Source organism: Pseudokineococcus sp. 5B2Z-1 (assembly GCF_037482305.1).
Classification (GTDB): Bacteria; Actinomycetota; Actinomycetes; order Actinomycetales; family Quadrisphaeraceae; genus Pseudokineococcus.
Genome location: NZ_JBBHZG010000001.1, coordinates 75,670 through 96,593, shown reverse-complemented (window position 1 = coordinate 96,593; position 20,924 = coordinate 75,670). Strand labels below are relative to the sequence as shown.

Sequence of the window (20,924 nt, the reverse complement as noted above, 5' to 3'; positions counted from 1 at the left end):
CCGTCGTCGCTGTGGCGTGGGCGTGGGCGTCGTCGGTGCTCGCCGCGTCGGCCACCACCTCGAGCGGTCCTCCGGGTGGTGGCTGCCCGGGCTGCGCTTCGCCGCGGCTCGGGAGCTCCTGCCGGTGGCACCGCCCGGGACGGTCGGCGCCCTCGTCGACGCCCTGGCGCTGCAGCCCCTCGACACGCCGGTCCCGCCGCCCGAGCGCGCTGCGCTCGTGGCCTCCACCGGAAACAGCGAGCTCGCCCCGCTGCGCAGCGGGGACGAGTGGCTCGGGTGGCGCCTCACCTCCCTGGTCCGCCTCGTCCTCGACTCCCCCTCCGCCGCTGCACGGTGACACGGAAGGCCCCCCGCAGAGCCTCCTGGACGCCCGGTCGCTCCTGCCGCGCCGTCGTCGCGCGGTGCCACCGCCGCCCCGATCCACGGCTGCCCCGACGGGCGTCGGCGGCTGCGACTGCGGCTGCGACTGCGACTGCGACTGCGACGAGGGTCGGCGCGAGGGGGGCAGCCGTCGAGCGGTCCTCGCCGGCGCGCTGGCCGGAGGCGTCGCCCTCACCGGGGGGACGCCTCGACGCAGGTGGCCCTCGCCGAGCCGGGCTACGACGGTGACGCGCTGGTCGTGCTGTCCCTCCGCGGCGGCCTCGACGGGCTCTCGGCCGTCGCGCCGGTCGGCGACCACCACTACGCCGCGCTGCGTCCGGACATCGCCGTGCCCGCCGTCGCGGCGCACCGCCTGGAGCTGTCCTCGGCCTGCACCCCGCGCCGGGTCCGCTGCTGCCCTGCCGGCTCCCTGGCGGTCCTGCACGCCCCCGGCATGGCGCAGGCCGACCGCTCGCACTCCTCGGCGATGGAGGAGACGGAGCGAGCGGCGCCGGCGCGCTCGTGGCCGCCCGCCCGCCGCCCGCCGTGGCGTACCCGGACGCCGACCCCGGCCGGTCGCTGCAGGACGTGGCCACCCTCGTCCGCGGGGGCGCGGGCCTGCGAGCCGCCGCTGTCGACGTGGGGGACCGGGACGTGCACGTCGGCATGGGGCCCCCGACGGGCGCCGCCGGGTGGATGCACCGCGAGCTCGCCGACCCGGCCGCGGCGTGGGTCGCCTTCGCGGCTGGCCTCGGCCCGCACCTCCAGAGGGTCGTGCTCGTCACGCTGTCGGAGATCGGCCGCACGGCGGAGCAGGACGGCTCAGGCGGCACCGACCACGGCCACGGCAACGCCGTGCTGGTGCTCGGCGGCGGCGTCGTGGGCGGGCCGGGTCCACGGCCGCTGGCCGGGCCTGGCGCCCGAGGCTCGCGTCGGCGGGGACCTCGCCGTGACGACGGACCACCGCTCCCTCCTGGCGGAGGCGCTCGTCGCCCGGTGCGGCCTGTCGCCGTCGACCGTCTTCCCGGCCAGGTCGCGCCCACCCGCGGGGTCCTCCGACCCGATGACGGTGCGCGCCACCGGCGGACCCGCGCGATCGAGCGCGTCGGCGCCGCACCCCGCGCGGTGCCCCTGCGTAGCCTCGCCCGCGTGGAGCTGCTGACGGGCGTCGTCCGGGACTACGCGTGGGGGTCGCGCACCGCGCTGCCCGAGCTGCTGGGGCTGGCGGCCGACGGCCGCCCCCAGGCCGAGCTGTGGCTCGGGGCCCACCCCGGCGCCCCGGCGTCCGTGGCGGGGGAGCCGATGGACGCCGCCGTCGGGCGCGACCCCGCGGGCGTCCTCGGCCCGCGCGTGCGCGAGCGGTTCGGCGACCGGCTGCCGTACCTGCTCAAGGTGCTCGCCGCCGGCGCGCCCCTGTCGGTCCAGGTGCACCCGAGCGAGGAGCAGGCCCGCGAGGGCTTCGCGCGCGAGGAGGAGGCCGGCGTCCCGGCCGACGCGCCGCACCGCAGCTACAAGGACCCGCACCACAAGCCCGAGATGGTCGTCGCGCTCACGCCCTTCGAGGCGCTGTGCGGGTTCCGGGACCCTGCGGTCGCGGCGGCCGCGCTGCGGCGGATGGACGTGCCCGCGGCGGCCCGGCTCGTCGAGGTGCTCTCCGGCGACGACGCCCCCGCCGCGATCCGCGAGGCGCTGTCCTACCTGCTGTCCGGCACCGAGGAGGTGGCCCAGCTCGTCGAGGACGTGTCCGCGGCCTGCGCGGAGGACGGCCCGGCGGAGGACGGCACGGGCGACGCCGTCGAGGCGGCCGGAGCGGCCGTGCCCGGCGGTCCGGCGCCCCTGCCGGACGAGCTCGGCGGTCCGGCCGGCGGCGTCGCCGGGGCCGCGGGGGAGCGCGGGCGCATGGAGGAGGTGCCGGACGAGCCCGTGGACGGCGCCGTGGACCCCGACCGCCGCACCGTCGCGGAGCTGGCCGCCCACCACCCCGGCGACCCGGGCGTGCTCGTCGCGCTGCTGCTGCACCGCGTGCGCCTCGAGCCGGGCGAGGCGCTCTGGCTGCCCGCCGGCAACGTCCACGCCTACCTGTCGGGCACGGGCGTGGAGCTCATGGCGGCCTCGGACAACGTGCTGCGCGGCGGGCTCACGACCAAGCACGTCGACGTCGCCGAGCTGCAGCGCGTCGTCGACGCGCGCCCCGTGGCCGTGCCGCGGGTGGAGCCGGTGGCCGGCGAGGGGTCCCTCGTGTGGCGGCCCGGCCCCGACGAGGTCGAGCTGTGGCGCCTGGAGCCCGCGAGGGGCGACGTCGCCGGGCCGGTCGACGGCCCGCGCGTCGTCCTGTGCACCGCGGGCGAGGTCGACCTGGCGGTGGGCGCGGGCGGCGCGCTGCGCCTCGGCCGCGGCGGCGCCGCGCTCGTGCGCGACGACGACGGACCGCTGCGGGTCGCGGGCGACGGCGTCGCCTGGGTGGCGGCCGTCCCGCGCTGACGCCCCGACCCCGGCGGACGCCGGGGGCGGGGCTGCCGCAGAAGGGGCCGCGACGCTCAGGCGCGGGCGGTCGCCTGCTCCTGCGCCGCGAGGTCGTCGAGGTCGAGCCCGGCGTCGGCCGCGACGGCGACGACGGACCCGTCGCGCCGCAGCGCCCCGAGCACGAGGTCCGGGTCGAGGTCCTCGGCCGCGCCGAGGACGCGCTCGCCGGGGCGGAACTCGCTGATGCGGGCCAGGTCGTCGGCCAGCTCGAGCACGCGGCGGTCCTGCACCTGCTCGTCGACGGCGAGGACGTCGTCGCGGCCGGTCACCTCGGCGTTGTAGTCCAGCGCCCCGGGAGGGCCGCCCGCCGCGGAGCGGGAGAGGGCGGGGAGGTCGACGACGACGACGCGCCCGGCCGGGCCCACGGGGCCGTCGGCGGTCGTCACGAGGACGGCGGGGGGCTGAGGCTCGAGGTCGTCGAGGACCTCGCCCTCGTCGCCGTCCCACGACGGCTCGGCGCCGACGCACCAGGCGGCCAGGGCGATGACCGTCGCCCGCCACGACGGCGGCAGCGCCAGGGAGACGACGTCGCCGGGCTCGACGTCGCACTCGTTGGCGAGGAGGTCGGCGGTCTTGGCGACCCAGTTGACGAGCACCCGCGCGGACAGCTCGACGCGCTCGCCGCCGGCGCCGTACCAGGTGAGGCGGGGGCGCCCCGGGTCGGCGTCGACGAGCGCCTCGAGGAGCGTCGGCACGTCGCGCGCGCGGGCGACGGCGGGCGGCACGGCGGCGTGGGACGGGTCGTCCTGCGGGGGCTGGGGCACGGCGGCTCTCCTCCGGGCGGGGCGGCGGGGGCGGTGGTCCGGGGGACCACCCGGTGCTCTCGACCCTACGGTCGCCGCGGCCCCGCCCGCAGACCCGCCGCTGCTGCGCACGGGGCGCCGGTCCCCGCCTCCCCGGACCGAGCGACCCGTGGAGGAGGCGTCACCTTCGCGGTGGGGAGCTGGTACCGCGAGGTCGGGTCGGCCTCGCCGTGGCGGAGGCCGAGCTGTCGGGGGAGCGGGGCACACTGGCCGCGTGACCGAGCACGACCACCTGCCGCCCGGCGCCCGAGGGCTCCTCGGGGGCCGGGGCGCCGTCGCGCCGGCGCGACGGGCGCCGTCCGGCAGCCCTCCCGGGCGGTCGACCGCGGCCGCCACCCCGCGGGAGCGCACGTGGCGGCCGGGGCGGGCCCTCGACGTCACGGCCGTCCTCTCACCGCTGCGGCGCGGTGCCGGCGACCCGGCCGTCCGCCGGGGCGCCGCCGCGGGCGAGCACTGGTGGGCCACCCGCACGCCCGCCGGCACGGCCCTGCTGCACCTGCTGCCCGTCCCCGCCGAGGGCGTCGTCCGGGCCAGCGCGTGGGGCGACGGCGCCGCGCACGTGCTCGACGGCGTCCCGGCGCTCCTCGGGGACGGCGACGACGACGCCGGGTTCGTCCCGCTGCCGCAGCACGCCCGCCTCGTCGAGGCGCACCGCCGCCACCGCGGGTGGCGGGTGCCGCGGACCGGCGCCGTCCTCGAGGCGACGGCCGGCGCGGCGATCGAGCAGGTCGTCACCGGCGTCGAGGCGCACCGCGGCTGGCGGCGGCTCCTCGAGCGCTTCGGCGACCCGGCGCCCGGCCCCGCCGCGGCCCCCGGCGGCCCGGCGGCGGGCATGCGCGTCCCGCCCTCCGCGGCGGCGTGGCGCGCGGTCCCGAGCTGGGAGTGGCTGCGAGCCGGCGTCGAGCAGCGCCGCAGCCGCGTCGTGCAGACGGCCGCGCGCTCGGCCGAGGGGCTCGAGCGGACGCTGCTGCTGCCGCCCGAGCGGGTCGAGGCGGCGCTGCGGAGCCTGCCCGGGGTCGGGGTCTGGACGGCCGCCGAGGTGCGCCAGCGCGCCCACGGCGACGCCGACGCGTTCTCCTTCGCCGACTACCACGTGGCCAAGGACGTCACCTGGGCCCTCACGGGCGAGGTGCTCGACGACGACGCCTGCGCCGAGGTCGTCGAGCCCTACCGCGGCCACCGCTACCGCGTGCAGCGCCTGCTCGAGATGTCCGGCGCCCGCCGCCCCCGGCGGGGGCCGCGCATGACGCTGCCCACGCACACGCCCGCCACCGCCGGCGGCCGCTGAGGCGTCGACGTCCGGTCACCCCACGGCGGTGCTCGACCTCGTGGGCGACGCGCCGCCGCCCGGCCCACGGGCTCCACCGCCACGGCGGTGGTGGACCTCGGGGGACGGCCCCGCCGCGGTCGTCAGCGCGGCGTCGCCCCGCCGGGCCCCGTGACGACGACGTGCGCGGCCGCGGCCGGTGCGTCGTCGGTGCGCGCGTCCGTCGTGCTGGTCTCCGCGTCCAGCCCCTCGGCCCACAGGGCGAGCCGCACCCGCTCGGCCAGGGCGCCGACGGCGAGCGGGGCCCCGCTGACGACGACGACCACGCCGGCCGCCGAGTCTGCGCCGCCGGTCGGGCCGCCGGTCGGCCCGTCGAGGTCGGCGCGGGCGCCGTCGGGGGCGCCCGGGCCCGTCGCCACGGCCAGGGCGCGCCGCAGCCGCGCCCGGTCGGTGTCGGCCGCCGGGTCCACGGGCGGCGGCTCCACGGCGCCCGGGGGGGAGCCCAGCGCCGCGCGCACCGCCTCGACGTGCCCGTAGGCGAACCAGTCGCTCGGTCCCGTCCGCGTGCAGGCGGCGGCCCCGTCGCCGTCGGGACCACCGACCTCGGCCAGGGGAGCTGCCGCTCGATCTGAGGTGGAGGTCGAGGGCATCGACCCGCTGCGGCCACCGAGGCCGCGGACGAGCGCCACCGGCGTCCCGGCCGCCTTGCCCTTGACGAGGTCGCCCAGGGCGGCCACCTCGTCGGCGACCGCCCGCACGGTCACCTCCATCGGCCGTCCGAAGCGGTCGACCTCCCCGCGCACGTCGTCGAGGGCGGTGAGGCCCGCGACGCCGAGCGCGAGGTCCGTGACGCCGACGCGCCACGGACGCCCGGTCGTGTCGGAGACGAGGACCGCGGGAGAGGCGCCCGTCAGCTCGGTGACGCGCGCGCGCAGGGCGCGGGCCGAGGCGTCGGGGTCGGCCGGCAGGAGCAGCACCGTCCCCGGCTCCACGTCGGAGGCGTCCACGCCCGCGGCGGCGAGGACGGGGCCGCTGCGCGCCTGGACGACGCGGGTGGTCGCCCCGCCCGGCAGGCCGCGCTCGGCGACGACGCGCACCGTCTGGGTGTCCACGGCCGCGGCGCGCCCGCGCGCCCGCACGGACCGGCCCTCGGCCTTGGCGACGACCTTGCTCGCGACGACGAGGACGTCGTCGTCGCGCAGGGCGAGGCCCGCCCGCGCCACGGCGTCGACGAGCAGGGCACCCAGGTCGTGGCCCGGCCGCACCTCGGGGACGCCGGGCAAGGCCACGGCCCGCACGGCGAAGCCGTCGGGCGGGGGCGGGGGAGCGGCCCGCCGCGGGCGTCCGCTCCCGGCGTCCTCGCCCCCGGCGCCCCGGCTGTCGGCGCCCCGGCTGCCGGTGCCCTGGCTCTCGACGGAGGAGCTCACGCGGCGAGCCCGGCGTGCGCGGCCGGGGCGCCGGCCCTCGACCTCGACCTCAGGTCGAGGCCGCGCACGGACTCGGCGACGTCGAGGGCGGCCGCGGCGATGCGCGCCGCGTCCGCCGGCGTCGTCATGAGCAGCGGCTCGGCGCGCACGAGGGGCCCCGCGGGGGAGGTCGACTCCTCCGCCCCCGGCCCGTCGGTCAGGGGGTCGTCCTGGAGGGCGTCGGAGGGGTGCACGAGCCACCCGTCGAGGACGTCGGCGTAGAGGCCGGCGACGGCGGCCGCCGTCGTCGGGACGCCGACGGCGCGCAGGCAGGCGTCGGCCATGCCGCGCACGGGTGCGCCACCGACGACGGGGGAGACCCCGACGACGGGCGCGGAGGTCGTCCGCAGCGCCTCGCGCAGGCCCGGTACCGCGAGGACGGCGCCGAGGGAGACGACGGGGTTGCTCGGCGGCAGCAGCACGACGTCGGCGCCGGCCAGCGCCTCGAGCACGCCGGGGCCCGGTCGCGCCGCCCGCGCCCCGGCCACGGCGATGCGGCGGGCGGCCGGGGCCGCGTGGTGGCGCACCCACCACTCCTGGAAGTGCAGCGCCCGCTCGCCGGGCCCCGCGAGGCCCTCGGCCAGGGGGGAGCGGACCGAGCCGTCCTCGGGCAGGCCGGCGGCGTCGACGACGACGTGGGTCTCCACCCGGTCGTCGGTCATGGGCAGGAGCTCCACGCCGGGTCGCCACCGCTCGCACAACCGCCGCGTGACCGCCGACAGGGGAGCGCCCTCGGCGAGCAGCCGGCTGCGCAGGACGTGCGTCGCGAGGTCGCGGTCGCCGAGCGAGAACCAGCCGGGCGGGTCGCCGTGCGCGGCGAGCTCCCGGGCGACGGCGAAGGTCTCCCCGGCGCGGCCCCAGCCGCGCTCGTCGTCCGCGCCGCCCCCGAGGGTGTACATGACGCTGTCGAGATCGGGGCAGACCCGCAGGCCGTGGAGGGTGACGTCGTCGGCGGTGTTGCCGATGACGACCACCTCGTCGGCGGGGCCCGTGGGGCGGCGCTCGGCGAGGGCGTCGAGCAGCCCGCGCAGGAAGCGCGCCCCGCCCACGCCGCCGGACAGGGCTGTGATGCGCATGGCCCCATCCTGGCCGCCCCGGCGGGTGCGTCGTGCCGGCGCCGTCCTCCCCGCCGTCCGCCCACGCCGCGTGAGTGGGCGTCACGACGCGTCATCGCCGCTGGCCCCTCGGCGTGTCGCGCCGCCTACACCGGACGGGCTTGACGGCCCGCGCACGACACGCGTGTAATTCGGTCACGCGCCACGGCTTGACCGGGCGGCAAGGGAGTCATCGCGCTCCGCACGCGATCCAGAGGGGGTCCCTGTGCTCGACCGGACGCACGCACCGCACGCCCACCACGACGTCGACGGCTCCGACCGGCACGACCGCGCGGACCACGCCCTCGAGGCGCGCGTCCTCGACGCCCGGGCCGCCGAGCTCGACGTCGTCGTCGGCCCCTGGCCGGCGGCCGCGCCCGACGAGGGCGCCCTCGAGCCCGCAGCGCCGCGCTCCCGGCCCGCGACGGACGGCGAGCCGGGCGGCCGGCGCGGGCTGGAGCTCCTCGCGGGCCTCGAGGACGACGGCGACGAGGGGGTCCTCGGCTGGCAGGAGCGCGCCCTGTGCGCCCAGACCGACCCCGAGGCCTTCTTCCCCGAGAAGGGCGGCTCGACGCGCGAGGCCAAGCGCGTGTGCGTCTCCTGCGACGTGCGCGCCGAGTGCCTCGAGTACGCCCTCCTCCACGACGAGCGCTTCGGCATCTGGGGCGGCCTCTCCGAGCGCGAGCGCCGCAAGCTCAAGCGCCGCGCCGTCTGAGCGGCGGCCCGCCCCCGCGACGACCCGCGGCGGCGGGACCGCCGCGAGGGGAGCGCCGAGATGGCAGGGGCACTCCCGCGGCTCCCGTACGGTTGAGCGCCGTGGACGACCAGCCCGAGCCCGCGCCCCCCGCCGGGGCGGCCGCCGGAGGCGTCGCCGGCGACGCGACGGGCGCCCTCGACGTCGTCGCCCCCGGTGCGGTGCAGGTCACCGCGCTGCTGCTGTGCACAGACCCCTCGCCCGAGGCCCCGGAGCGGCTGCGGCGCGTGCTGGAGCGGCTGCGCGCGCAGTCGGTGGCGCCGGCCACCGTCGTCGCCGTGGCGGCCGGGTGCGGCGCCGCCTCGCTGCAGGTGCTGCGCGACCACGGCCTCGAGCCCTACCTGCGCCGCCGGTCCACCCCCGCCGAGCTCGTGCGCGCCCTCCCGGGCACCCCCGCCTCCGGACGCCGCCGTCCGCGCGGGGCCGACGGGCGCCGTCGCCCCACCGGCACCGCCGTGGGGGCCACGACCACCGGCCCCGAGGCCGCCCCCGCCGACGCGCCGGTCCCGTGGCTGTGGTTCCTCACCGACGACGTCGTCCCGGCCCCGGACGCGCTGCAGCGCCTCCTCGAGGCCGTCGAGCTGCGGCCGGGCGTCGCGGTCGCCGGCCCCAAGGTCCGCGACCTCGACCGGCCGGGCCGCCTCCTGCAGGTCGGCTTCACCACGAGCCGCCGCGGCACCCCCCTGACCCGCGTCGGCGCGGACGAGCTCGACCAGGGCCAGGCCGACGACCGCGAGGACGTCCTCGCCGTCGGGGTCCCCGGGATGCTCGTGCGGCGAGACGTCCTCGACGAGGTCGGCGGCTTCGACCCCGCCCTGCCGGTCGACGGCGCCGACCTCGACCTGTGCCGCCGGGTGCGGATGGCCGGGCACAGCGTCGTCGTCGTCCCCGCCGCCGTCGTCGAGCGCCCCGGGCGGCGCGCCGAGCGGGTGGGCGGCGCGCCGGGGGCCGCCGCGTACACGCGCCTGGTCTCCGCCTCGCCGCTCGGGCTGCCCTTCGCCCTCGTCGGGGTCCTCGTCGCCGGGGTGCTCCGCGCGCTGTGGCGGGTGCTCGTCAAGGACCCGGCGCACGCGCCCGCCGAGCTCGGTCGCGTCGCCGGCGTCGTGCTGAGGCCCGACCGGGTCCTCGCCGCGCGCCGCCGTGCCTCGCGGGCGCAGGTGCGGGGCCGCTCCTCCCTCGTCCCCCTCATGGCCTCGCGCACGGAGGTGCTGCGCCACCACCGCGACCGGTGGTCGCTGCGCCGCGCCGCGGAGGACGCCGACGCCGAGGACGCCGCCGAGGCCGCCCGCCTGCGGGGGCCGCAGGGGCCGGGCGGCCTGCCCCCGCGGCGCGACCCGCTGCCGGCGCTGCTGCTCGCCGCCGCCCTCCTCGTCGTCTCGCTCCTGGCCCTGCACCGGCTCCTCGGCAGCGGGTCGGTGCAGGCCCCCGCCCTGCCGGCGGCGCCGTCGGGCTGGCGCGACCTCTGGGACGCCGCGACGTCGTCCTGGGCCCAGCTGGCCACGGGCTCGGCCACGCCGCCGGACCCGCTGGTCGGCGTCCTCGGCGCCGCGAGCCTCGTCGTCGCGGGCTCGCCGGGGGTCCTCGTCGTCCTCCTGCTCGTCCTGGCCCTGCCGGTCTCGGCGGTGTCCGCCTGGTGGGGCGCGGGGGTCGTCGTGCGCGGCCGCCTGGCGCGCCTGGCCGCCGCCCTCGCCTGGACGGCCGGGGCTCCGCTGCTCGCGGGCGTCGCCACCGGTCGGCTCGGCCCCGTGCTCGCCCACGCCGCCCTCCCGTGGCTGGCGCGCAGCCTCACCTCCGGCTGGCGGGTGCGCTCGGCGCGCCGGGCCTGGGCCGTGACGGGCGCGCTGGCGCTGGCGCTCGTCGTCGTCGGCGCGGGCGCTCCCGTCCTGCTCGTGCCCTCCCTCCTCGCCGTCCTCGTCGTGGGCGTCAGCCGGCGGCGCCGGCTGCCCCTGCTCGCCGCGCTCGTGCCCGTCACCGCGGTCGTCGGCCCCTGGGCCGTGGGGCTCGTGCGGCGCGCCGTCGACGGCTCCGCCGACCAGGCGCTCGGCGCGCTCCTCGGCGGGCCGCTGCCCCCCGTGGCCGCCGTGCCCGCCCCGACGTGGCAGCTGGCGCTCGGCCAGCCCCTCGAGGCCTCGGCGTGGGCGGTGCGCGGGCTCGGGCTGCCCGAGGGGTGGCCGGGGTGGCTGCTCCTCGTCCTGCCCCTGCTCGTGCCGGCCGCGGTGGCCCTCGTGGCGCTGGCCGCGGCCGTGCTGCGGCCCCGCGCCACGGGCGGCTGGGCCCTCGTGCTCGCCGGCGTCCTCCTCGCCGCCGCTGCCGCGCTCGTCGGCACGGGCGTCGTCCGCGCCGGCGGCCGGGCCGTCGTGGCGGCGGCGTGGGCCGGCCCCGGCGCCAGCCTCGCCCTCCTCGGGCTGCTCGTCGCGGCGCTGCCGCTGCTCGCCGGGCCGATCGGTGCCACGGGCCTGCGGACCGTGGCGCCGGACCGCGGGGTCGGCCGGGGCGCCCGGCTCGCCGCCGCCGCCCTCGTCGCCGTCCTCGGCGCCGCGACGACGGGGGCCTGGGCGCTGGCGCAGGGCTCGACCGGCGCCGACGCGGCCACCGCCGCCGGCCTCGTGGCCCGGGGCGGCGGTCCGGTGCTCCCCGAGGTCAGCTCGAGCAGCGCCGAGACGCCGCAGGCGCTGCGCACGCTCGTGCTGCGGCCCGCGGCGGCCGGGGACGACGAGGCCGGCGGCGCCTCGCCCGAGGCCGCGGTCGCCGAGGAGGTCGCCGACGTGGAGGTCGGGGACGCCGCCGGCGGCGCGCCGCGCCCGGTCTCCGCCACGCTCGCCCGCGGCGGCGTCGACCTGTCCGACCTCTCCTCCCTGGTCGCCGCCGCCCCGGCGGCGCCCAGCGCCCAGGACGCCGACGCGGCGGCCCTCCCGGTCGCCGAGGCGGCCGCCGCCCTCGTGGGCGGGGACGCCGACGCCCGCCAGCGCCTCGCGTCGCTCGGCGCGGGCTTCGTCGTCCTGCTCCCGCCCTCGGGCGGCAGCACGGCGGCCGGCACCGACACCGCCTCGGCGGTCGACGCCGTCGCCGGCCTCCAGCGCGCCGCCGAGGTCGAGGGGGCGGTGCTCTGGCGCCTCGCGCCCCCCGCCGACGGCGGCTCCTCCGACGACGCCTCCGGCGCCGCCACCGACGACGAGGGGGCGGGTGCGCCCTCCGACCTCGGGGTCCTGCGGGTGCTCGACGGCGACGGCCGGGTCGAGGAGGTCGTCGACGTCGCCGCGCTCACCGGCTCGGCGCCCGTCCCCGCGGGGGGCGCGGGGCGCGTCGTCGTGCTCGCCGAGCAGGCCGACGACGGGTGGACGGCCGCGGTGGACGGCGTCGGGCTCGTGCCCAGCGAGAGCCCCGACCCCGGCGCGCCCTGGGCGCAGGCCTTCGCCCTGCCCGCGGAGGGCGGGGCCCTCGCGGTCCGGCACGAGGGCCCGTGGTGGTCCCCGAGCGGCCCGTGGCCGTGGGTCGCGGGCGCCGGGCTGCTGCTCGCGGCGCTGCTGGCCGTCCCGCTGCCCGGGCGGAGGCGCGCGTGAGCCCGCGCTGGCCGTTCCGGGGCCGCCCCGGGCGCGGCGAGGCGTCGCCGGCGGCCGGGGACGCCGCCCCTCGGGAGCCGGAGCCGGAGCAGGGGCACCGGGGAGGCCAGCAGGAGCAGGTCCAGCAGGAGCAGGTCGAGCAGGAGCAGGACCACGGGGCGCCGGTGGGCCGGCGGGAGGGAGACGCGGTGGCCGAGGAGCGCGACGGCGCGGCGCGCGGCGGGTGGACCCCGCCGCCCCCGGCCGCCGGCGACGAGCCCGCGACGACCGCCGGGGCCGCCGCCGCGCCCGCTGCTGACGCCGCGGCCGGGGACGGGGCCGGTGCCGACGGGGCCGCCGGTGACGCAGCGGGCGACGACGAGGGGCGTCCTGCTGGGACGCGCTCCCGCGCGCGTCCGAGCGGCCGCCGGGTCGCGGCGGCCGTCGTCGCCGTCGCGCTGGTGCTCGCCGCCGCCGGCGCCGCGGCGGCGGGCACGGCCCTGCGCGGGGACGAGGTGCGGCGCGCGGCCCCGGACGGCGGCGTCGTCAGCGTCGGCAGCGGCGTGGCGACGTCCTCGCTCGGCTGCCCCGGGGGGCCCGTGCCGGCGGCCGCGCCGGCCGGCACCGACGGCGACTTCGCCGCCGTCGTCACCCCGCCGGACGCGCGCCTGACGGCCGTGGCCGGGGGGCTGGAGGGGCCGCTGGTGCTCGCGCCGGTGACCGCGGCCGCGTCGTCGACGACCACGGGGGCGGACCCGGCACCGGGGGGCGAGACGCCCTCGGTGGACGGGACCGTCGCCGGGGCCGGCCCGGGCGGGGCCGCTGCCGTCTCGGCCACCGGCGTCGAGGGCGAGGCCGCGCCCTCCCTGGCGGCGCTCGCGACGACGGTGACGCCCGACGGCGACCTGCAGGGCGTCGCGGCGGCGACCTGCCCGGCGCCGACGTCGGACGCCTGGCTCGTGGGCGGGGCCACCGACGCGGGCACGAGCACGCGGCTGGTCCTCGTGAACGCCGGGTCGACGGCCGCCGAGGTGGGCGTCGAGGTGCTCACCGAGGACGGTGTCGAGCAGCCCGCCGCCGGCCAGGGCGTCGTCGTCCCGGCCGGCCAGCGGACCGAGCTGCTCGTGGAGGGGCTCGTCGGCGGGGCGGAGGCCCTGGCGGTGCACGTGACGAGCACGGGCGGCTCGGTGGCGCCCTCGCTCGTCGTCACCCGGCTCGCGGGGCTCGTGCCGCGCGGCGTCGAGGTCGTCGCCCCCGCGGCGGCCCCCGCGCTCGCCCAGGTGGTGCCGGGCGTGGCGACCGAGGGCCGCAGCACGGCGGTGCTGCGGCTCGCCGTCCCGGGCTCCGAGCCCGCCGACGTCGCGTGGGACGTCCTGGCCGACGACGCGGGCGCCGCGGCGGCCGCGGACCTCTCCGCCGGGGCGGCCGTGCCCGCGGGCACCGTCGTCGACGTGCCGCTGGGCGGGCTGCCCGCCGGGTCGGCGGCCGTCGCGGTCCGCTCGGACGTGCCGGTCGTGGCGTCCGTCGTCCTCGAGCGCCTGTCGGGCGCCGACGAGGCCGGGCCGGCCGACCTCGCGGTGGCGCCCGCCACCGACCCGCTGTCGGACGGGGCGGCGCTGGCGCTGCCCGCCACCGCAGCGGGGCTCACCTCCGCGGTCCTCCTCACCAACGCCTCCGAGGAGCCGGCGACCCTGTCCCTGGCAGCGGTGGCGCCGGACGGCGCCCGCGCCGACGCCGTGGAGGTCGACCTCGCGCCGCGCTCGACGGCCCGGGCGCCCGCGGGGCTGCTCGACGGGGCGGCCGGGCTGCTCGTCACCGCCGTGGACGCCCCCGGGGCGACCGCGGCCGCCGAGGGCACGGAGGGGGAGCCCTCGGGCGGCGTGCACGCCGCGCTGGTGCTGTCCGCCGCCGAGCCGGCGGGCGCCGTCGCCGTGGCGGTCCCCTCGGCGGTGCCGGCCGCCGCGGGGAGCACGCCGGTGCTCGTCGCGGCGCCCGGCCGCTGGCCCTAGCGGCAGCTGGCCGCGGTGCGGGCGGTGGCCGGGAGGTGCGCCGCCGGCCCGGCCGTCGTCCTCAGTCGTCCCGGTAGTGCGGGTCGAGGCGCTCGGGCTCGGTGCCGAGGGCGTGGGCGATCTGCTCGACGACGACGTGGTGCACGAGGTCCTCGAGGTCGCCGGCCTCGCTCGCGCGCGTCTCCACGGGGCGCCGGTAGACGACGACGCGCGCGGGACGGCCCCGGTCGGCGGCGGAGAAGCGGCCGAGCGGCACGGCGTCGTCGTCCGCGCCGGTGGGGGCGGGCGGCACGTCCTCGACGGCGAACTCGATCTCCTGCAGCGGCGCGTCGAGCACCTGCTCGACGTCCTCCACGGCGTCGAGGACGAGGTCGTCGAAGCGCTCGCTGCGGGTGCGGGACGCCGGCAGGGCCGCCGGCAGGAGGGGGCCGCGGAGCCCGCGCCCGCGCCGGTCCCGACGGCGACGTGCCGGGCGGCGCCCCGGGGTCGCGGTGGCAGCAGCGGGGGACGGCACGGCGGACACCCCGGGGGCGCCCGCCGCGGGTGCGGCGTCGGCTCGCTCGTGCGCCGCGCGCGGCGCCTGGTCCTCCGGCACGCGCCCAGGCTACGGCGAGCGACGGCGCCGGCCGTCCGGTCCCGCGCCCGCGGGGATGGGGGGAGGGGCGCCGAGCGGCGGGCGGCGTGGGGGCGCCTGGCGCCGGGCGCGGGGAGGTAGCGTCGCCGACCGTGACGTCCTCCCCGCACGCCGGCGGCGGCCCCGCGCGCGGGGTCCGGCCGTGAGCTCCTCGGCCGGCGCGCGCCCCGGCCCCCCGCCCGGCGCCCGGCGGTGCTGCCGCAGCGCGTGCCCGCGCCCCGCCGTCGCGACGCTCACCTACGTCTACGCCGACTCGACGGCCGTCCTCGGCTCGCTGTCGGCCAGCCCCGAGCCGCACACCTACGACCTGTGCGCCCCGCACGCCGAGCGGCTGACCGCGCCGCGCGGCTGGGAGGTCGTGCGCCTCGCGCCGGACGTCTCGCACGAGCGCCGCAGCGACGACGACCTCCTCGCGCTCGCCGACGCCGTCCGCGACGCCGCTCGCCCGCGCTCCTCCGACGCGCAGGGCTCCTCGGGGACGGCGCGGGGGCCGGTCGAGCCGCCCGCCCAGGAGACCGCGCGCCGCGGCCACCTGCGGGTGCTCCGCGACGCCGGAGGCCCCCGGGGCTGAGCCCGGGCAGCGGCCCCGGACGACGGGGCCGGACGACGAGCCCGGACGACGGGGCCTGGAGGCGAGGGGCGCCGTCGACGCGGGCGGCGTCGACCGCCCTCGGCCCGACCTGAGCCGTTCCGGACCGATCTGCACGGAGGGCTCAAGGTCCTCACCCGGTCGGCCGATGGCAGGGGGGTCACGCCGCCGCCGGCGGCCCGATCGTCCTCCAGGAGCAGTCGTGCCCAGCAGCCGCGCCGCCTCGTCCGCCCCCCGCCAGCGCCGCCGCGCCGAGCCCCCGCCGCCCCTGGGCTCCCTCACGCAGGCCGACGCCGTCACGGCGTCGTGCAGCAGCTGCGGGGCGGGGCGGGTCACGCGCCTGGCGATGACCCTCACCGACGGCACGCCGGCCGTCTTCACCTCCTGCACCCGCTGCGAGCACCGCGGCTGGGAGGCCGACGGCGCCGTGCTGTCCATCGACGACGTCGTCGACCGCACCCGCCGCCCCTGACCGCCGCCTCCGGGGGCCGCTCCTGACCGGCACCGCCGACCGCCCGCTCGCCGCCGTCGGCGGTCCCGGCGGCGGTCCCGGCGGCAGGCCCGGCGGCGGGCCCCGGCGGGTAGATTCCGCCGACGTGAGCACCCCGGGCGCCCCCTCCACCGACCCGCCGTCGACCGGTCCGTCGGTCGACTTGCGCGCGATCGTCAAGGCCTACGACGTCCGGGGCCTGGTCCCCGAGCAGTGGGACGAGCGGACGGCGCGCGCGCTCGGCGCCGCGGTGGCCGACGTGCTCGTGCTCGAGGCCGCACACCCCGCGGGCGGCGCCGACCGGGCCGCGCCCCGCGGCCGCCGGCTCGTCGTGGGCCACGACATGCGCCCGAGCTCGCCCGGCCTCGTCGACGCCTTCGCCGCGGGCGCGCAGGACCGGGGCGTCGACGTCGTCCTCGTCGGGCTCTGCTCGACCGACGGCCTCTACTACGCGAGCGGCGCCCTGGACGCGCCCGGCGCGATGTTCACGGCGAGCCACAACCCGGCGCAGTACAACGGCGTCAAGCTCTGCCGCGCCGGCGCGCGCCCCGTCAGCCTCGACACGGGCCTGGCCGCGGTGCGCGACCACGCCGCGGCGTCCCTGGACGCCGGCGGCCCGGAGGTCGTCGACGAGCGGGGGAGCCGCACCGAGCAGGACGTCCTGCGCGGCTACGGCGAGCACCTGCGCTCGCTCGTCGACCTGTCCGGGTCGCGGCCGCTGACCGTCGTCGTCGACGCCGGCAACGGGATGGCCGGGCTGACGGTGCCGGCGGTGCTGGGGGAGGCCGCCGGCCTCCCGGCCTCGCCGGTTGACGTGCGGCCGCTCTACTTCGAGCTCGACGGCACCTTCCCGAACCACGAGGCGAACCCGCTGGAGCCCGCCAACCTCGTCGACCTGCAGCGTGCGGTCGTCGAGCAGGGGGCCGACCTCGGGCTCGCCTTCGACGGCGACGCCGACCGCTGCTTCGTCGTCGACGAGCGCGGCGACGCGGTGAGCCCCAGCGCCGTCACGGCCCTCGTCGCGCTGCGCGAGATCGCCCGGGAGCGGGCGGAGGACCCGGGCGCCGAGGTCGTCGTCATCCACAACCTCATCACCTCGCGCGTCGTGCCCGAGCTCGTCGCGGGCGCGGGGGCCACGCCCGTGCGGACGCGCGTCGGGCACTCCTACATCAAGGAGGAGATGGCGCGCACCGGCGCCGTCTTCGGCGGCGAGCACTCGGCGCACTACTACTTCCGCGCCTTCTGGGGCGCCGACACCGGGCTGCTCGCGGCGATGCACGTCCTCGCCGCCTGCGGGGAGGACGAGCGGCCCCTGTCGGCGCTCGTCGCCGACTACGCCCCCTACGCCGCGAGCGGGGAGGTCAACAGCGTGGTCGACGACGTGCCAGCGGCGGTCGAGCGCGTCCGGCAGGCCTACGTCGCCCGGGGCGCGGGCGTCGACGACCTCGACGGGATGACGGTGACGGCGCCGGTCGGCTCCGGCGACGAGGAGCAGGAGGACCCGGCGCGGGGCCCCGGCGGCCGGGCGTGGTGGTTCAACCTGCGGGCCAGCAACACCGAGCCCCTGCTGCGGCTCAACGTCGAGGGCGTGGACGCCGCGACCACGGCGGCCGTGCGCGACGAGGTCCTCGCGCTCGTGCGGGCGGACGCGTGAGCGGCCCGGGGGCGCGCGGGGGAGCGGGCCGCCCCGGAGCGCCGCCCGAGCCGCCCGCCTGGCTGCGCGAGGTGCTGCGCTGCCCGGCGACCGGGGGGCCGCTGGAGGACCGCCGCGACGCCGACGGCCGGCTCGTGGGCCTGCTCAGCACGAGCGCCGAGCCGCCGCTGCTGTACCCCGTCGTCGACGGCGTGCCCGTGCTGCTCGTCGACGAGGGCGTCCCCCAGCCGCCGGCCGCGCCGTCGTCAGAGGACTCGTCGTCCGAGGGCTCGTCGTCCGGGGGTGCGCCGTCCGGGGTGCGGGGCGAGTCCGCCGGTGGCTGACCTCGACGAGGCGCTGCTCGACGACGCCGACCGGCTCGCGGCGGCCGACCCCTCCTCGGTGCTCCGGGCCCTCGCCGGCGCCGGCGCCCAGGTGCGCCGCGCGCTCGAGCTCGTCGAGGAGTCGCCCGCCGCCCGCTGGGGCCGGGAGGACCGCCCGCGCGCGGTCGTCGTGGCGGCGCGCGGGGGCGCGACGGTCGTGGCCGGTGCCCTCGAGGCGCTGGCCGGCCAGCGGGCCGCCGTGCCCGTCGTCGCCCGCACGGGAGCCGCGCTGCCGGCCTGGGTGGGTGCGCTCGACCTCGTCGTCGCGGTCTCCCTGTCCGGGCGCGCGGAGGCGACCGTGGCCCTCGCCGCGGAGGCGGGCCGCCGCGGCGCGCGCCTGCTGACGGTCGGCGCCGCCGGCTCCCCGCTCGAGGCCGCCTGCGCGATGGGCCGCGGCGTCCACGTGCCGCTGCCCGAGCCGGGCCGGGAGGCCACGTCGGCGCCCACCTCCCGCACGGCGCTGTGGTCCCTGCTGACGCCGGCCCTGTGCGTCACGTCCTCCCTCGGCGTCCTCGCGCCGCTCGGGGACGCGTCCGCGGCGGAGGCCCTCGCGGAGGTGGCCACCGCCCTCGACGCCGAGGCGGAGGCCTGCCGGCCGGGCTCGGAGACCTTCGTCAACCCCGCCAAGGCCCTGGCGCTCGACCTGGCCGCCGACGTGCCCGTCCTCCTCGGCGACGGCGACCTCGCGGGCGTCGCGGCGCGGCGGGCCGCCTCGGTGCTCGCCCGCACCGCGCGGGTGCCCGCGGTCCACGGACGCCTGCCCGACGACGCGGGGGACGTGGTGGCCACCTTCGGCGGCCCCTTCGCCGCGGCCGCGGAGGACGACCTCTTCGACGACCCCTTCCTCGACGGGCCCTCGCGCAGCCGCCTGCGCCTGGTGCTGCTGCGGGAGGGGACGGCCGGGGCGTCCGCGGCCGTGCTCCGCCTCGCCGAGCGCTCGGGGGTGCGCACGAGCGAGGTCGTCGCCGACGCCGGGGGCCCGCTCGCCCGCTTCGCCCAGCTCGTCGCGCGCACCGACTTCGCCGCGGCCTACCTCGCCCTCGCCACGGGGCTGGACCCGGCGACGTCCCCGCACGTCGCCGAGCTGCGGGACGCCCTGGGCTGAGCCCCCACACGAGGACGTGAGCGGGCCGTCGTCACCCGCTCGGGTCACCGGTCCTCCGCCGGTCGGGTGAGCACGGGCCTTGCGGGGCCCGAACCCCTCCAGGAGCCGGGCACCCCTGCCGAGGCCGGGACCATGGCTGCGAGCGAGACGACCTCCCCGGTGACGGTGACGACCCCGACGACGGCCGCTGCCGGTGCGCCGGCGGGGGCCGTGGTCGCCGCGCCCCGCGTCCCGCGCCAGCACGTCGCCGTCGAGCCCGTCTTCGAGCGGCCCGCGACCGCCGGTGCGCCCGCCCCGGCGGCGTGGGTGGACGAGCGCCGCGGCGTCGCCGACCAGGACGGCGCGGCGCCGGTCGCCGACGTCCCGGACCGTGGCACGCCCCTGCAGGCGCTGGCCGGCTGGGGCGCGGCCCTCGTGCTCGGGGCGGTCTGCTGGGGCGGGGCGCTCACCCTCCTCGCCCGCGTCGTCTGACCGTCCCCGGAGAGCCGCCGGGCCCGCTGCCGGGTCCGTGCCCCGTCCCCCGGAGTAGGCTGTCGCGCGCCCGGCGTCGGTGGAGACCGCAGGCCCAGAGGGGCTGCGCCGGTGACCTGACCGCCCCTCCCGGAGGACTCCCCGTGACGCTCACCGCGCCCGCCGCACCCGACACCACCGCCCCCACCGGCTCGACGGCCCCCGAGGACCTGCCCGCCGCGGCCGTCGTCGGCGGCGTCCAGCACCTCGTCGCCGACCTCGGCCTGGCCGAGGCGGGCCGCCACCAGATCCGCCTCGCCGAGCACGAGATGCCCGGCCTCATGGCCCTGCGCGCCGAGATGGGCCCCGCCCAGCCGCTGCGCGGCGCCCGCATCACCGGCTCGCTGCACATGACGGTGCAGACGGCCGTGCTCATCGAGACCCTCACGGCGCTCGGCGCCGAGGTCCGCTGGGCCAGCTGCAACATCTTCTCCACGCAGGACGAGGCGGCGGCCGCCGTCGTCGTCGGCACCGGGACGCCCGAGGCGCCCGCCGGCGTGCCGGTCTTCGCGTGGAAGGGCGAGACCCTCGCCGAGTACTGGTGGTGCACCGACACCGCGCTCGACTGGAGCCGCGAGGGCCACGACGGCCCCAACATGCTCCTCGACGACGGCGGCGACGCCACCCTGCTCGTCCACAACGGCGTCTCCGCCGAGGCCGCGGGCGAGGTCGCCGGCCCCGAGGCGGCCGAGAACGCCGAGCACGCCGTCGTCCTCGAGACGCTGCGCCGCAGCCTCGCCGCGGACGGGCAGCGCTTCACGAGGCTCGCGCAGGGCCTCAAGGGCGTCACCGAGGAGACGACGACGGGCGTGCACCGCCTCGTCGAGATGGCCCGCGACGGCCGCCTGCTCTTCCCGGCGATCAACGTCAACGACTCGGTCACCAAGTCGAAGTTCGACAACACCTACGGCTGCCGCCACAGCCTCGTCGACGGCCTCAACCGCGCCACCGACGTCCTCATCGGCGGCAAGGTCGCGGTCGTCTGCGGCTACGGCGACGTCGGCAAGGGCTGCGCCGAGTCGCTGCGCGGCCAGGGCGCCCGCGTCGTCGTCACCGAGGTCGACCCCATCTGCGCGCTGCAGGCCGCGATGGAGGGCTACCAGGTGACGACCCTCGAGGACGTGCTGCCCACGGCCGACATCGTGGTGACGACGACCGGCTGCAAGGACGTCGTCACCGCCGACCACATGGCCGCGATGAAGGACAAGGCGATCGTCGCCAACATCGGCCACTTCGACAACGAGATCGACATGGCCGGCCTCGCCCGGGTCGAGGGCGTGCGGCGCACGGAGATCAAGCCGCAGGTCCACGAGTGGGTCTTCCCCGGCTCGGGGAAGCGCCCCGAGCACAGCGTCATCGTGCTGTCCGAGGGCCGGCTCATGAACCTCGGCAACGCGACGGGCCACCCGTCGTTCGTCATGAGCTGCTCGTTCTCCAACCAGGTCATCGCCCAGGTGGAGCTCTTCGCGCGCACCGACGAGTACGCGACGGCCGTCCACGTGCTGCCCAAGCACCTCGACGAGAAGGTCGCCCGCCTGCACCTCGACGCGCTCGGCGTGCGGCTCACCGAGCTCTCGCCGTCGCAGGCCTCCTACCTCGGCGTGCCCGTCGAGGGGCCGTTCAAGCCCGAGGCCTACCGCTACTGAGCTCCGGCAGCTGAGCGCCCGACGGGCGGTCGTCCCCGCGGGGGCGGCCGCCCGTCGTCGTCCGGGACCCGCGGCGTCCCGCTCCTGTGGCGCCCACGACCCCGCACTTCGTCGTCACA

At 80.2% G+C, this 20,924-nt stretch carries 17 protein-coding genes and 1 pseudogene; 14 read left to right on the top strand and 4 right to left on the bottom strand.

Annotated features, from left to right (window positions below; all coding sequences use genetic code 11):
- The first annotated feature begins 22 nt into the window (after positions 1–22).
- The 3 genes and pseudogenes from WDV85_RS00405 to manA all read left to right on the top strand — a co-directional run bounded on the left by WDV85_RS00405 (position 23) and on the right by manA (position 2,841).
- Entirely contained in the window at positions 23–337 is a 315-nt protein-coding gene (locus WDV85_RS00405; RefSeq protein ID WP_339568749.1) for a hypothetical protein, read from the top strand.
- Between the two features lie 545 nt (positions 338–882).
- A pseudogene (locus tag WDV85_RS17025) lies at positions 883–1,236 on the top strand (DUF1501 domain-containing protein); the annotation flags it as partial.
- A gap of 273 nt (positions 1,237–1,509) precedes the next feature.
- Positions 1,510–2,841: a mannose-6-phosphate isomerase, class I gene (manA, locus tag WDV85_RS00400; RefSeq protein WP_339568748.1), complete on the top strand. Its 1,332-nt coding sequence runs from the start codon at positions 1,510–1,512 to the stop codon at positions 2,839–2,841.
- A gap of 56 nt (positions 2,842–2,897) precedes the next feature.
- Here the strand turns inward: manA and WDV85_RS00395 are convergent, their stop codons facing one another.
- Positions 2,898–3,647 (bottom strand): TIGR03089 family protein, encoded by a 750-nt coding sequence (locus WDV85_RS00395; RefSeq protein ID WP_339568747.1) that lies wholly within the window; start codon positions 3,645–3,647, stop codon positions 2,898–2,900.
- Positions 3,648–3,900: 253 nt separating this feature from the next.
- Here WDV85_RS00395 and WDV85_RS00390 point away from each other — a divergent pair, with 253 nt between their 5' ends.
- A complete protein-coding gene (locus tag WDV85_RS00390) occupies positions 3,901–4,974 on the top strand; it encodes a DNA-3-methyladenine glycosylase family protein (protein ID WP_339568746.1) in 1,074 nt (357 codons plus the stop codon).
- Positions 4,975–5,096: 122 nt separating this feature from the next.
- Here the strand turns inward: WDV85_RS00390 and cofE are convergent, their stop codons facing one another.
- Together cofE and cofD are read right to left on the bottom strand one after the other, a co-directional pair.
- Positions 5,097–6,380 carry a coenzyme F420-0:L-glutamate ligase gene (cofE, locus tag WDV85_RS00385; protein ID WP_339568745.1) on the bottom strand — a complete coding sequence of 428 codons (1,284 nt, stop codon included), beginning with the start codon at positions 6,378–6,380 and terminating at the stop codon, positions 5,097–5,099.
- Positions 6,377–7,495, bottom strand: a complete 1,119-nt coding sequence (gene cofD, locus WDV85_RS00380) for a 2-phospho-L-lactate transferase (RefSeq protein ID WP_339568744.1) — start codon at positions 7,493–7,495, stop codon at positions 6,377–6,379. Before cofD ends, cofE begins: the two co-directional genes overlap by 4 nt.
- Positions 7,496–7,967: 472 nt before the next feature.
- On the opposite strand from cofD, the gene WDV85_RS00375 reads away from it, so the two are divergent.
- From WDV85_RS00375 to WDV85_RS00365, 3 genes are all read left to right on the top strand, one after another.
- Positions 7,968–8,228 carry a WhiB family transcriptional regulator gene (locus WDV85_RS00375; RefSeq protein ID WP_171204245.1) on the top strand — a complete coding sequence of 87 codons (261 nt, stop codon included), beginning with the start codon at positions 7,968–7,970 and terminating at the stop codon, positions 8,226–8,228.
- A gap of 101 nt (positions 8,229–8,329) precedes the next feature.
- Positions 8,330–11,827, top strand: a complete 3,498-nt coding sequence (locus tag WDV85_RS00370) for a glycosyltransferase (RefSeq protein ID WP_339568743.1) — start codon at positions 8,330–8,332, stop codon at positions 11,825–11,827.
- Positions 11,824–13,815 carry a DUF5719 family protein gene (locus tag WDV85_RS00365; protein ID WP_339568742.1) on the top strand — a complete coding sequence of 664 codons (1,992 nt, stop codon included), beginning with the start codon at positions 11,824–11,826 and terminating at the stop codon, positions 13,813–13,815. Before WDV85_RS00370 ends, WDV85_RS00365 begins: the two co-directional genes overlap by 4 nt.
- Before the next feature lie 61 nt (positions 13,816–13,876).
- Here the strand turns inward: WDV85_RS00365 and WDV85_RS00360 are convergent, their stop codons facing one another.
- Positions 13,877–14,410: a metallopeptidase family protein gene (locus tag WDV85_RS00360; RefSeq protein ID WP_339568741.1), complete on the bottom strand. Its 534-nt coding sequence runs from the start codon at positions 14,408–14,410 to the stop codon at positions 13,877–13,879.
- Positions 14,411–14,591: 181 nt separating this feature from the next.
- Between WDV85_RS00360 and WDV85_RS00355 the strand changes: the two genes are divergently transcribed.
- The 7 genes from WDV85_RS00355 to ahcY all read left to right on the top strand — a co-directional run bounded on the left by WDV85_RS00355 (position 14,592) and on the right by ahcY (position 20,805).
- Entirely contained in the window at positions 14,592–15,020 is a 429-nt protein-coding gene (locus WDV85_RS00355) for a DUF3499 domain-containing protein (RefSeq protein WP_339568740.1), read from the top strand.
- A gap of 220 nt (positions 15,021–15,240) precedes the next feature.
- Positions 15,241–15,510, top strand: a complete 270-nt coding sequence (locus tag WDV85_RS00350) for a hypothetical protein (RefSeq protein ID WP_171204121.1) — start codon at positions 15,241–15,243, stop codon at positions 15,508–15,510.
- Between the two features lie 124 nt (positions 15,511–15,634).
- Positions 15,635–17,182, top strand: coding sequence for a phosphomannomutase/phosphoglucomutase (locus tag WDV85_RS00345; protein ID WP_339568739.1), 1,548 nt, complete (start codon positions 15,635–15,637; stop codon positions 17,180–17,182).
- Positions 17,179–17,505 (top strand): Trm112 family protein, encoded by a 327-nt coding sequence (locus WDV85_RS00340; RefSeq protein ID WP_339568738.1) that lies wholly within the window; start codon positions 17,179–17,181, stop codon positions 17,503–17,505. Before WDV85_RS00345 ends, WDV85_RS00340 begins: the two co-directional genes overlap by 4 nt.
- Positions 17,498–18,649: an SIS domain-containing protein gene (locus tag WDV85_RS00335; RefSeq protein WP_339568737.1), complete on the top strand. Its 1,152-nt coding sequence runs from the start codon at positions 17,498–17,500 to the stop codon at positions 18,647–18,649. The genes WDV85_RS00340 and WDV85_RS00335 overlap by 8 nt, the downstream gene beginning before the upstream one ends.
- Positions 18,650–18,781: 132 nt before the next feature.
- The gene (locus tag WDV85_RS00330; RefSeq protein WP_339568736.1) at positions 18,782–19,120 is read left to right on the top strand and encodes a hypothetical protein; all 339 of its coding nucleotides are present in this window, start codon (positions 18,782–18,784) and stop codon (positions 19,118–19,120) included.
- 143 nt (positions 19,121–19,263) lie between these two features.
- A complete protein-coding gene (ahcY, locus tag WDV85_RS00325; RefSeq protein WP_445263136.1) occupies positions 19,264–20,805 on the top strand; it encodes an adenosylhomocysteinase in 1,542 nt (513 codons plus the stop codon).
- The last annotated feature ends 119 nt before the right edge of the window (positions 20,806–20,924 follow it).

Bases quoted from the DNA above. Each gene is read 5' to 3' on its own strand.
- cofD (WP_339568744.1), bottom strand. From the start codon at position 7,495: ATGCGCATCACAGCCCTGTCCGGCGGCGTGGGCGGGGCGCGCTTCCTG.
- WDV85_RS00330 (WP_339568736.1), top strand. From the start codon at position 18,782: ATGGCTGCGAGCGAGACGACCTCCCCGGTGACGGTGACGACCCCGACG.